This is a genomic window from Flavobacterium calami (assembly GCF_038290035.1).
GTDB lineage: Bacteria > Bacteroidota > Bacteroidia > Flavobacteriales > Flavobacteriaceae > Flavobacterium > Flavobacterium calami.
The window spans coordinates 113,028-124,782 of the sequence record NZ_JBBYHS010000006.1 but is presented as its reverse complement, the minus strand read 5'-3'; the positions used below and the strand labels follow the sequence as shown (position 1 = coordinate 124,782).

10 protein-coding genes are annotated in these 11,755 nt (G+C 33.0%); 5 read left to right on the top strand and 5 right to left on the bottom strand.

Translation table 11 applies throughout. From position 1 onward, the window contains the following. Positions 1-19: 19 nt before the first annotated feature. From AAEO57_RS06975 to tsaD, 4 genes are all read right to left on the bottom strand, one after another. Positions 20-514, bottom strand: coding sequence for a TrmH family RNA methyltransferase (locus tag AAEO57_RS06975; RefSeq protein ID WP_341690945.1), 495 nt, complete (start codon positions 512-514; stop codon positions 20-22). A 9-nt stretch (positions 515-523) separates the two neighbouring features. After that, positions 524-1,162 carry a DUF4159 domain-containing protein gene (locus AAEO57_RS06970; protein WP_341690943.1) on the bottom strand — a complete coding sequence of 213 codons (639 nt, stop codon included), beginning with the start codon at positions 1,160-1,162 and terminating at the stop codon, positions 524-526. A gap of 75 nt (positions 1,163-1,237) precedes the next feature. Further along, positions 1,238-1,951 carry a 16S rRNA (uracil(1498)-N(3))-methyltransferase gene (locus AAEO57_RS06965; RefSeq protein ID WP_341690941.1) on the bottom strand — a complete coding sequence of 238 codons (714 nt, stop codon included), beginning with the start codon at positions 1,949-1,951 and terminating at the stop codon, positions 1,238-1,240. 3 nt (positions 1,952-1,954) lie between these two features. Further along, complete coding sequence (tsaD, locus tag AAEO57_RS06960; RefSeq protein WP_341690939.1) at positions 1,955-2,977, bottom strand: tRNA (adenosine(37)-N6)-threonylcarbamoyltransferase complex transferase subunit TsaD; 1,023 nt, start codon at positions 2,975-2,977, stop codon at positions 1,955-1,957. 227 nt (positions 2,978-3,204) lie between these two features. Here tsaD and AAEO57_RS06955 point away from each other — a divergent pair, with 227 nt between their 5' ends. From AAEO57_RS06955 to AAEO57_RS06935, 5 genes are all read left to right on the top strand, one after another. Beyond that, the gene (locus AAEO57_RS06955; protein ID WP_341690937.1) at positions 3,205-7,671 is read left to right on the top strand and encodes a translocation/assembly module TamB domain-containing protein; all 4,467 of its coding nucleotides are present in this window, start codon (positions 3,205-3,207) and stop codon (positions 7,669-7,671) included. A gap of 278 nt (positions 7,672-7,949) precedes the next feature. Next, a complete protein-coding gene (pfkA, locus tag AAEO57_RS06950) occupies positions 7,950-8,936 on the top strand; it encodes a 6-phosphofructokinase (RefSeq protein ID WP_341690933.1) in 987 nt (328 codons plus the stop codon). 73 nt (positions 8,937-9,009) lie between these two features. Further along, positions 9,010-10,014, top strand: coding sequence for a type I glyceraldehyde-3-phosphate dehydrogenase (gene gap / locus AAEO57_RS06945; RefSeq protein ID WP_163396584.1), 1,005 nt, complete (start codon positions 9,010-9,012; stop codon positions 10,012-10,014). 128 nt (positions 10,015-10,142) lie between these two features. Continuing rightward, positions 10,143-10,994: an N-acetylglucosamine kinase gene (locus tag AAEO57_RS06940; RefSeq protein WP_341690929.1), complete on the top strand. Its 852-nt coding sequence runs from the start codon at positions 10,143-10,145 to the stop codon at positions 10,992-10,994. 9 nt (positions 10,995-11,003) lie between these two features. Next, positions 11,004-11,378, top strand: coding sequence for a methylglyoxal synthase (locus tag AAEO57_RS06935; RefSeq protein WP_341690927.1), 375 nt, complete (start codon positions 11,004-11,006; stop codon positions 11,376-11,378). Here AAEO57_RS06935 and AAEO57_RS06930 read toward each other — a convergent pair. Next, positions 11,359-11,739 (bottom strand): RidA family protein, encoded by a 381-nt coding sequence (locus AAEO57_RS06930; protein WP_341690925.1) that lies wholly within the window; start codon positions 11,737-11,739, stop codon positions 11,359-11,361. The genes AAEO57_RS06935 and AAEO57_RS06930 overlap by 20 nt on opposite strands. Positions 11,740-11,755: the final 16 nt, after the last annotated feature.

Below are 11,755 nucleotides of genomic sequence, written 5' to 3'. Positions count from 1 at the left end.
AAAAATGTTAAATTTAAAATTAAGAAGTTAATTCGTACAAAGCTATACTTGTGGCCTGTACAACGTTCATACTGCTGTTGTTTCCAAACATATTAATGTGAACAATTTGATTTGAAATTTTTAAGAGTTCCTTTGAAATTCCATCAATTTCACTACCAGTCAGTAGTGCAATTTTTTTATTTTCAGGAATAATAACTTCTTTTAGAGGTTTGCTGTTGCTTGTAATTTCTAAAGCAATAATTTCAAAATCATTTTGAGTTAAATAATCAATTAGTTCTGTTGTTTCTTCAATAACAGAATAAGGAACACGAAGATGGGTACTTCTTGAAGTTTTGTTTATTTTTCGGGGAGTTAGCGGAATATCTTTTCCTAAAAAAATAATTTTTTCTACACCAAAAGCTTCACCCGCTCTGAAAAGCGAACCAATATTTTGCTGAAAGTAGATATGATCACAGACAAGGGTTATTGGAAATGTTTTTCTTTCAAATTGATTTTCTTCGTGGGTAAGCTGCACTTTTTAGAATTAATTGGTGAAAATATAATTAATGATGTTAGCACCCATTTTTAGTGCTTTTTGACGTACTTCAAGCGGGTCGTTATTAACTTCGGCATCTTCCCAGCCATCGCCTAAATCACATTCGTAAGTATAAAGCAAAACCAGTTTATTTTCTACAAAAACTCCAAAAGCCTGAGGTCTTTTGGCATCATGTTCATGAATTTTAGGCAATCCGTTTGGAAAAGGAAATGGTTTCTGAAAAATAGGATGATTGGCCGGAATTTCGACTAAATTATTATTTGGAAATATTTTTTTGATTTCTTTTCGAATGTATTGATCCATTCCGTAATTGTCATCAATATGAAGAAAACCGCCTCCGTTAAGATAATTTCTAAGATTTGTTATATCAGAATCGCTAAAAACTACGTTTCCATGCCCGGTCATGTGTACAAAAGGGTAGGAGAGCAAATCAGAATTTCCTGGTTCTACGGTAGAAGGTTTGGCTTTTATCTGTGTATGAATGTTTGAATTACAAAACCGGATTAAGTTAGGCAGCGAAGTAGGATTTGCGTACCAGTCACCACCACCATTGTATTTAAGTAAAGCGATTTCTTGCGAAAACGAAGAAATGGAAATTAGAAATAATAAGTAAAATATTTTTTTCATAGACAAAGTATTTTGCCAATCTGTGTCGATAAACGAGTGTAATTTCTCCTTCGTCGAAATGAGACAACATTGTATTTAATTTGAAATTTCATTAAAGAAAACTACACTATGACAAGCTACAACGGCAGCTGTTTCTGTTCTTAAACGTGTATTTCCTAAAGTTACAGGTTTGTAATTATTCTCTAACGCCAGAGCAATTTCTTTTTCAGAAAAATCGCCTTCAGGGCCAATCAAAATTGTTACACTTTCATTTGGTTTTAAAACCTGTTTTAGTGATTTTTTATCGGTTTCTTCGCAATGTGCAATCAATTGTAAGCCATTATGCTGCTGTTTGATTAATTCCTTAAACGAAACCGCTTCGTTTAATTTTGGCAGAAAAGTCTCGTTGCATTGTTTCATTGCCGATAAAATGATTTTTTCGAACCGGTCTTTATTGATTACTTTTCGTTCTGAACGATCACAGAAAAGAGGTGTAATTTCCTGAATACCAATTTCTGTGGCTTTCTCCAGAAACCATTCAAAACGATCATTCATTTTAGTTGGCGCAACGGCCAGATGTAAATGAAATTTAGGTTTTTCTGCATTTTTTATAGAAAGTACTTCAACCGTACATTTATTATCTGAAGCCAGAGTAATCTGTGTTTCAAATAATAATCCGAAGCCATTGGTTACATGCAGAATATCTGAATCTTTTTTTCGTAAAACTTTAATGATATGCCGGCTTTCTTCCTTGTCAAAAGAAAAGCTTTCGGTTGTTTCGTCTATATTCGGATTGAAAAATAACTGCATGGCTTAAAATTGAATTCGTGCTTTTGATACTACTGAAGCATCTTCGAAACGTTTTGATAAATATTTTTGATACCCAACAATCCCGATCATTGCAGCATTGTCTGTTGTATATTCAAATTTCGGAATAAAAGTTTTCCAGCCGTATTTGCTTTCGGTTTCTTTCAATGTATTTCGAATTCCGGAATTTGCTGAAACTCCTCCGCCAATGGCAATTTGTTTGATTCCGGTTTCTTTTACCGCCAGTTTAATCTTGTCCATCAAAATTTCGATAATAGTATGCTGAATAGAAGCACAGATGTCATTCAGGTTTTCTTCGATAAAATTTGGATTTTCCTGTTTGTTTTTTTGAATAAAATATAAAATAGCTGTTTTTAGTCCTGAGAAACTAAAATCTAATCCCGGAACTTTTGGTTTTGTAAACGGAAAAGCTTTCGGGTTTCCTTCTTTAGCATATTTGTCAATCAATGGTCCGCCAGGATACGGAAGCCCAAGAATTTTAGCACTTTTGTCAAATGCTTCTCCTACGGCATCGTCGGTGGTTTCACCTATGATTTCCATATCAAAAAAGCCGTTGACTTTTACAATTTGTGTATGTCCGCCGCTTATTGTTAGTGCCAAAAAAGGAAATTCAGGTTTGTCAAATCCTTCTTCGTCAATAAAATGCGCCAAAATATGAGCGTGCATGTGGTTTACAGCAATTAGCGGAATATTTAAAGCTAATGATAAAGATTTTCCAAAAGAACTCCCAACCAGCAGTGAGCCCATGAGACCTGGTCCCTGGGTAAAAGCAATGGCGCTTAGCTGTTCTTTTTGTACATTTGCTTTTCGAAGTGCAGCATCAATTACTGGTACAATATTCTGCTGATGAGCCCTTGAAGCAAGTTCCGGAACGACACCTCCGTATTGATTGTGAATTAACTGATTTGCTACAACATTTGATAATACTTTGTCGTTATGTAAAACTGCAGCAGCAGTATCATCACAAGAACTTTCAATGGCAAGAATAAAAACCTCTGAATTTTGCATATAAAGGCACAAATTTTGAATTATATTTGACAAATCAAATTTTAAACTTTCTTTGATTGTAAAGAAGGTGTCAAAATTAAAGAAATTTTATCAAAACAGTCGTTCTTTGTCTGTTCAAAATAAATTTAAAAGAAACTAAAATTAAAACAGCAATCAAAAAAGTACAGAGAGTAGTATCCAAAACCCTAATTGGGTTACTTTTACTATTGTTTTTACTTGTGATAGTTTTGTCATTGCCAGTTGTACAGACCAAAATTGCAAAATATATTACCGAAACACTAAATACCGATTTTAAAACGAATATCAGTATAGACAAGGTCGCTATAAATATTTTTGGGGGTGTTAAACTCAAAAAAGTACTGATTTTAGACCATCACAAAAAAACTTTAATTTATTCGGATATTATTACCACCGATGTTTTAAGTGTGACCAGATTGATAGACGGTGACTTGATTTTTGGAGATGTCCGGCTGACGGGGCTGATTTTTAACCTGAAAACTTATAAAAATGAAGACGAAAATAATATTAACGTTTTTATACGCCTATTTGAATCGGGAAAGCCCACAAAATCAAGTAAACATTTTCTTTTAACAGCTAAAAATGCTTACATCTCTCAGGGTTCATTTTCTGCAATTGACGAAAATAAAAGGACTCCGAAGATTATAGATTTTAAAAAGCTGAACACTTATATCAGTGATTTTAAAATATATGGTTCTGAAATAAATACTAATATTCATAGATTCTCTTTCTTAGATCACAGAGGTTTGTACGTGTCGAATCTGAGTTCAAAGTTTAGTTACACCAAAAAACAGATAAAACTCGAAAATTTAGCGATTACAACCAAAAGATCTACCATTTATGGAAAAGCTATTTTAAATTATAAGGTCAAAGATTTTTTAGAATTTACCGATAAAGTTAGGTTTGATGTGGCCTTGGATTCTGCTTCATTAGCTTCAAACGATATTCGTTATTTTTATGATGGTTTAGGAAAAAATCAGCATTTTAAAGTTAAAACCAAAATTGAGGGACCTTTGAATAATCTTAATCTGAAACGCTTAAGACTGAGCGATACAAACGGAACAAGGATTGTTGGGAACATCAATTTTAAAAATCTTTTAGGAAGCAAAACTCAAAAGTTTTCTATGGATGGAAAATTTGATAAACTGGTTGCGAGCTATGATAATTTAGTGGTTTTACTGCCAGGTGTTTTAGGGAAAAGCCTTCCGAAGGAACTTAAAAGAGTAGGTAAATTCAATATTGTTGGTGCTATAAAAGTGTCAACAACAGATTTGGAATCGAAGTTTAAAATGGCAACCGACTTAGGAAATGGGGAAGTTGACCTGCATATGAATAATATTGATTTTATAGACAAAGCATCCTATTCAGGGAATATTGTTCTCAATAATTTTGATATCGGAACATTTTTACAGCGAAAAGATATTGGCAAAACGACCTTGAATTTAGATGTTGACGGGGTCGGTTTTTCTAAGAAATATTTAAACACAGTCATAAAAGGAGATATAGCCAAACTGGATTACAATAAATACACTTATAATAATATTGTTGTAAACGGTAATTTTAAACTGCCTTACTATAAAGGAAAAGTGGCTATTAATGATCCGAATCTGAATTTGAATTTTGACGGATTGGTTGATTTAAGCAATCGTGAAAATAAATATGATTTTCATATTAATATAGAAAATTCAGATTTGCGAAAATTAAAACTTGTAAATGATTCAATCTCAAATTTTACAGGGGAAGCAGTTGTTGAATTGAGTGGTAATTCTCTTCAAAATCTTCATGGCAATATCTATATCAAAGATGCTGTCTACCAAAATCCAAAATCAACTTACGTTTTTGATGAAGTAACGGTAAATTCGAGTTTTGATTCGGACAGATTGCGAACTATAACGGTAAATTCGACAGATGTTGTAAACGGAAAAATTGTGGGTAAATTTCAGTTTGACCAACTCGGTAAACTTGTTATGAATTCAGTAGGAAGCCTTTATACAAATTATAAACCTTACAAGGTAAAAAAAGGACAATTCTTGCGTTTCAATTTCCATGTTTATAATAAGGTGGTCGAAATGTTATATCCCAATATTGAAATTGATTCTAGTACTGTTCTCCGTGGAAGAATTGATGCTGACAAACATGAATTCAAGTTTAGATTTAATTCTAAAAAAATAACAGCTGCAAAAAATACATTTGATAACATCAGGATTAATATTGATAATAAAAATCCGTTGTATAATGCATTTATAGAACTTGATAGTATAAAAACACCATATTATAAAATCCGCGATTTCAACCTGATAAATGTAACATCAAAGGATACATTATTTGTTCGTTCTGAGTTTAAAGGCGGGAACAAGGGAGAGGATTATTTCAATCTGAACTTATATCATACTATTGATAAAACCAAAAATAATATTGTAGGAATTCATAAATCTGAAATAAAATTTAAGGACTACCTGTGGTATCTAAATGAAGACGAAGAAGATGATAATAAGGTGGTTTTTGATCAGAAATTTAAAAATTTCAATATTGACAACATTGTACTGTCGCATGAAAATCAAAAAATAGATTTAAATGGAGTTATAAAAGGAACAGATTATAAAGATTTGGTAATGAATTTTGAGGATGTTGATATTAATAAAATAACTCCTTTAAATAAAAAGTTTGTTGTCAATGGTAATCTGAACGGGAATGTAAATTTTAAACAAAATAAAAACGTTTATCAGCCTACCGCTACAATTGAAATTGATGATCTGAATCTGAACAAAATAGATTTAGGCACTTTAAAGTTTGATATTTCAGGCGATGAAACATTTAAAAAGTTTACTATTAATTCATCAATTGAAAATAATTTTGCTGAATCTTTTAAAGCAGAAGGAAGTTTTGCAATTCAGAATAAAGAGACTTTTCTTGATTTAAGTCTAAAGCTTGAAAATTTCAATTTGGCAGCATTAAGTACAATTGGAGGTGATGTTTTGTCGAATATAAGAGGAAGTGTGTCTGGTAATGCCGCAATTGTCGGAAATCTTAAAAAGCCTGAAATCAATGGAAGACTTTATGTTGAAAAGGCAGGAATGACAGTTACTTATCTGAATACAGATTATGAGTTAAATAACCGAACTGTTATTGATTTGACAGATGAAAAGTTTTTGTTTAGGAATAATCAGTTAACAGACACTGAATATAAGACCAAAGGCTTGTTAAATGGTACGATTGAACATAAGAATTTCGGAGACTGGAAATTAGATTTAACGATAACTTCAAAACGATTACTTGCTTTAGATACAAAAGACAGCGAAGATGCAGCTTATTTCGGGACAGCATTTATCAATGGAACTGCAAGTATAAAAGGTCCGACTGAAGCTTTGTTTATCAAAGTAGATGCAAAATCAGAAAAAGGGACGGAGATAAAAATACCAATTAGTAATGTTCAAAGTGACGGAGATAAAAATTTCATCCATTTTGTTACTCCTAAAGAAAAATTTAATTTGTCTAAAGGAATTGTAGAACGAACAAGAGATTATAATGGATTAGAATTAGAATTTGATTTTGATATTACACCAGACGCACAAATAGAAGTGATTTTGGATAGGGATTCTGGGCACGGTATGAAAGGCAGAGGACACGGCTCATTGTTGTTTAAAATAAATACCCTTGGTAAGTTTAATATGTGGGGAGATTTTCAGGCTTATGAAGGAACTTATAACTTTAAATACGGTGGCTTGGTAGATAAAAAGTTTGCTGTTAGAAAAGGCGGATCGATTATATGGGAAGGAAACCCAATGAAAGCACAATTAAATTTAGAAGCTGTATACAGGACAATTGCAAATCCGGCTGTTTTATTAGAAAATTCCTCTTTCAATAAAAAAGTGCCGGTAGAGGTTGTGATTGGTTTAAGAGGGGATTTAACAAGTCCTGAACCTAATTTTGATATTCAGTTTCCTTCAGTAAGCAGTGTTTTGAAATCTGAGATACAATACAAACTGGATGATAAAGATATTCGTCAGACTCAGGCCTTATATTTATTATCAACGGGTTCTTTTATGAGTACAGATGGCTTTAGTCAGGGGGATTTTTCGGGAACTCTATCTGAAACTGCTATGAGTTTATTAGGAGGAATAATTCAATCTGATAATGATAAAATTAATGTTGGTTTTAATTATGTTTCTGCAGACAGGCGTATAGGCCAGGAGGCAGATGGTCAGGTTGTTGCAACTGTTTCTTCTCAGGTTAATGAACGTATTACAATTAATGGAAAAGTAGGAGTGCCTGTAGGAGGAATAAACGAATCGGCAATTGTAGGTGATATTGAAGTGCAATATCGTATTAATGAAGATGGTACCGCTAATTTGCGTTTGTTTAATAAAGAAAATGACATTAATTATATAGGTCAGGGTATTGGATATACACAGGGAGTTGGTATTTCGTATGAAGTCGATTTTGATACCTTCAGCGAACTGGTTAATAAGATATTTAAAAAGCATAAATTAGGAAAAGTAACCAAGAGTTCTAATGATATACCAGATTCTAATCTGAATCCTGATTATTTAAATTTTACGAATAAGAAAAAAGAGGCTGAGAAAAATAAATCTGAGGAAAAGAAAAATGAAGAAGAAAAAAAGCCACAACAGAAAAGCAATAATGAAGGCGTGATTCCTGATGATAATGATTTTTAATAAGGATGATTTTTAAATCATTTCCCGGATAGGTGTTGATTCTTTTTTGTAGTTTTATCTAAATCTAAAAAATTAAAGATTTATAACACTTCATTTATAGAATGTTAATTTTACATTATTAATTAAAAAATGTGTCTTTTATTATTTTAAATGAATTTTTTAGGTTTGAAAAACTTATTAACCGAAAACGTTTGAATTAGGTTTTTTTACTAATTTGTTACAATCATTAACTGGAAACTGCTTAATGTTTGCTAAATTTACACTTTAATACTTAAATAATGCCAAAAACGATAAAAAAAGTAGGTGTTCTTACTTCAGGAGGAGACTCACCGGGAATGAATGCAGCAATACGTTCAGTTGTTCGAACGTGTGCTTATCATAATATAGAATGTTTGGGAATTTATAGAGGGTATCAGGGAATGATTGAAGGTGACTTCAAGGAAATGGGACCCCGAAGTGTAAATAACATTGTAAATAAGGGAGGGACGATTTTAAAGTCTGCCCGTTCACTTGAATTCAAAACACCGGAAGGTAGAAAAAAAGCTTATGATAATCTGGTAAAAGCTGGAGTAGATGCTCTTGTTGTTATTGGAGGTGACGGAAGTTTTACCGGAGGATTGATTTTTAATTCAGAATACGGCTTTCCGGTAATGGGAATCCCAGGTACAATAGATAATGATATTTTTGGAACAAGTCATACTTTAGGTTATGATACAGCCTTAAATACTGTTGTAGATTGTATTGATAAAATCAGGGACACTGCCAGTTCACATAACCGTTTGTTTTTTGTAGAGGTTATGGGTAGAGATGCCGGACACATTGCTCTTAATGCAGGTATCGGTGCAGGAGCCGAAGAAATTCTTATTCCTGAAGAAGATTTAGGTCTCGAGAGACTTTTAGATTCTCTTCAAAAAAGTAAAGCTTCAGGAAAATCATCAAGTATAGTAGTTATTGCTGAAGGGGATAAAATTGGTAAAAACGTATTCGAACTAAAAGATTATGTAGAAGCCAACCTGCCTGAGTATGACGTAAGGGTCTCTGTTCTGGGACACATGCAGCGTGGAGGTTCTCCATCATGTTTTGACCGTGTTTTAGCAAGTCGCTTAGGAGTAAAAGCCGTAGAATCATTAATTGACGGGAAGTCCAATTATATGGTCGGATTAAAAGAAGACAAAGTAACTTTGACTCCTTTGGAACAGGCAATTAAAGGTAAATCTGAAATTGATATGGAGTTACTAAGAGTATCTGATATCATGTCAACATAAAAGAAACGAAGTTTATAGTGAGAAAATTAAACTTTAAATCAGTTAAATAAAAACAAAAACAAAATCGAGTAAAATGTCAAAAGTAAAATTAGGAATAAACGGATTTGGACGTATTGGAAGAATCGTTTTTAGAGAGTCTTTCAATAGAGATAATGTAGAAGTTGTTGCAATCAATGACTTGTTAGATGTAGATCACTTAGCTTATTTATTAAAATATGATTCAGTACACGGACGTTTCGACGGAACTGTAGAAGTTAAAGAAGGAAAATTGTATGTAAACGGAAGAAATATCCGTATCACTGCAGAAAGAAATCCTGCTGATTTAAAATGGAATGAAGTTGATGTTGACGTTGTTGCAGAATGTACAGGTATCTTCACAACTATCGAAACTGCAAGTGAGCACTTAAAAGGTGGTGCTAAAAAAGTAATCATTTCTGCTCCTTCTGCTGACGCTCCAATGTTTGTAATGGGAGTTAATCACGAAACTGCAAAAGCTTCTGATTTAGTTGTTTCTAACGCTTCTTGTACTACAAACTGTTTAGCTCCTTTAGCTAAAGTTATTAATGATAATTTTGGAATCGTTGAAGGTTTAATGACTACTGTTCATGCTACAACTTCAACTCAAATGACTGCTGACGGACCTTCTAGAAAAGACTGGAGAGGTGGACGTGCAGCTGCAATCAATATCATTCCTTCTTCAACTGGTGCTGCAAAAGCAGTTGGAAAAGTTATCCCTTCTTTGAATGGAAAACTAACAGGTATGGCTTTCCGTGTTCCTACTGCTGACGTTTCTACAGTAGATTTAACTGTGAAATTGGCTAAAGAAACCTCATACGAAGAAATTATGGCTGTTTTGAAAAAAGCTTCTGAAAATGAATTGAAAGGTATTTTAGGATATACTGAAGATGCTGTTGTTTCTCAGGATTTTATTTCTGACAAAAGAACTTCAATCGTTGATGCAACTGCTGGAATTGGTTTAAATTCAACTTTCTTCAAATTGGTATCATGGTATGATAATGAGTACGGATATTCAAGTAAACTAATCGATTTGTCAGTACATATCGCAGGTTTAAAATAATATTTTATAAAATGATAAAATCCCGTTATTTCAAAGTAACGGGATTTTCTTATTTTGTCACATCTTTAATTAATGTGAAAAATACACTTTTAATTAAAGGAAAAACTAATTAAAAAAACTAGACTAAAATGAAATTAATAGTTGACAGCGGTTCTACTAAAGCAGACTGGATAGCAATTGATGATAATGGAAAGGTATTGTTTACGACACAGACTTTAGGATTAAATCCTGAAATTCTGGAAGGGCCTGAAATTATTGAAAGAGTAAATGATCGTTTTGATATTTCCCAGAACAGAAAAGAAGCTACTCATTTGTTCTTTTACGGCGCAGGGTGTGGAACAGACAGAATGAAGCTTTCTTTGTCTCAGGTATTTCAGGAGTATTTTGAAAATGCGATTGTAGAGGTTCATGAGGATACCTATGCAGCTGTTTATGCAACTACACCAAAAGGAGAAGAGGCGATTGTTAGTATTTTGGGTACAGGTTCTAATTGCAGTTATTTTGATGGAAAAATATTGCATCAAAAAGTACAGTCGTTAGGGTATATTGCCATGGATGACTGTAGTGGTAATGTTTTAGGTAAAGAATTAATCAGAAAGTATTATTTTAATAAAATGCCTAAAGAAATGGCAGCTGAGTTTGAAAAAGAGTATAATCTGGATCCTGATTTTATCAAAAACAAATTATACAAAGAACCAAATCCAAATGCTTATCTGGCTACTTTTGCTAAGTTTTTAATTCAGCATAAAGATTCTGAATTTTGCAGAAAAATTATCTTTAAAGGGATGAAATCTTTCGTTAAAAACTACATTAAACAATATGATAACTATCAGGAGGTTCCTGTTCATTTTGTAGGCTCTATAGCTTTTTATTTAAAGGATGAATTACAGGAGATATTTGATAAATATGAACTTAGGCTTGGTAATGTTTTAAGGCGTCCTATTGATGGTCTGATAGCTTATCACGTTGCTAATAAATAAAGAATTAGAATGGAAATTGCAATTATTGCACATGATGGAAAAAAAGCAGATTTGATTAATTTTTTGATTAAAAATACGACTGTTCTGCAAAATGAAAATATAAATTTAATAGGAACAGGTACTACCGGAGGAAAAGCTGAAGCAGCAGGTTTTAAAACAAAACGTATGCTTTCAGGGCCCTTGGGTGGGGATGCTCAGATAGCTGGTAGGGTTGCAGAAGGGTTAACCCAGATGGTTTTCTTTTTTAAGGATCCTTTGTCGAGTCATCCGCATGAAGCAGATATTAATATGCTGATAAGAGTTTGTGATGTGCATAATGTGCCGCTGGCTACTAATGAAGCTACGGCACAATTATTATTAGATGCTATTGCACAGCGATTATAGAAATCTCAACATTTACATTTTTAGGCAGACATGCCACCTGAACCGTTTCACGTGCTGGAGCGGTTTTTTCGTTAAAATAAGAGCCGTAAACGGTATTTATTGCTGCAAAATTGTTCATGTCCATGATGAAAATAGAAGTTTTTACCACATTCTCAAAAGTCATTTCTGCTGCTTCAAGAATAGCAGCAATGTTTTGCATTACCTGATGCGTTTCATCATTGATATTTTCGGTTACAAGTTCACCTGTTGAAGGATTTATGGCTATTTGTCCTGAAGCATAAAGCGTGTTTCCTGTTAATACAGCCTGATTGTAAGGGCCTATAGGAGCAGGAGCTTTTTCGGTAAAGATTATTTTTTTCATATCAAAAAAATATTAA

What these genes read in the sequence shown, in the direction of transcription:
- gap (WP_163396584.1), top strand. Translation starts at nt 9,010, where the DNA reads ATGTCAAAAGTAAAATTAGGAATAAACGGATTTGGACGTATTGGAAGA.
- AAEO57_RS06935 (WP_341690927.1), top strand. Translation starts at nt 11,004, where the DNA reads ATGGAAATTGCAATTATTGCACATGATGGAAAAAAAGCAGATTTGATT.
- AAEO57_RS06930 (WP_341690925.1), bottom strand. Translation starts at nt 11,739, where the DNA reads ATGAAAAAAATAATCTTTACCGAAAAAGCTCCTGCTCCTATAGGCCCT.
- AAEO57_RS06965 (WP_341690941.1), bottom strand. Translation starts at nt 1,951, where the DNA reads ATGCAGTTATTTTTCAATCCGAATATAGACGAAACAACCGAAAGCTTT.
- AAEO57_RS06970 (WP_341690943.1), bottom strand. Translation starts at nt 1,162, where the DNA reads ATGAAAAAAATATTTTACTTATTATTTCTAATTTCCATTTCTTCGTTT.
- pfkA (WP_341690933.1), top strand. Translation starts at nt 7,950, where the DNA reads ATGCCAAAAACGATAAAAAAAGTAGGTGTTCTTACTTCAGGAGGAGAC.
- AAEO57_RS06940 (WP_341690929.1), top strand. Translation starts at nt 10,143, where the DNA reads ATGAAATTAATAGTTGACAGCGGTTCTACTAAAGCAGACTGGATAGCA.
- tsaD (WP_341690939.1), bottom strand. Translation starts at nt 2,977, where the DNA reads ATGCAAAATTCAGAGGTTTTTATTCTTGCCATTGAAAGTTCTTGTGAT.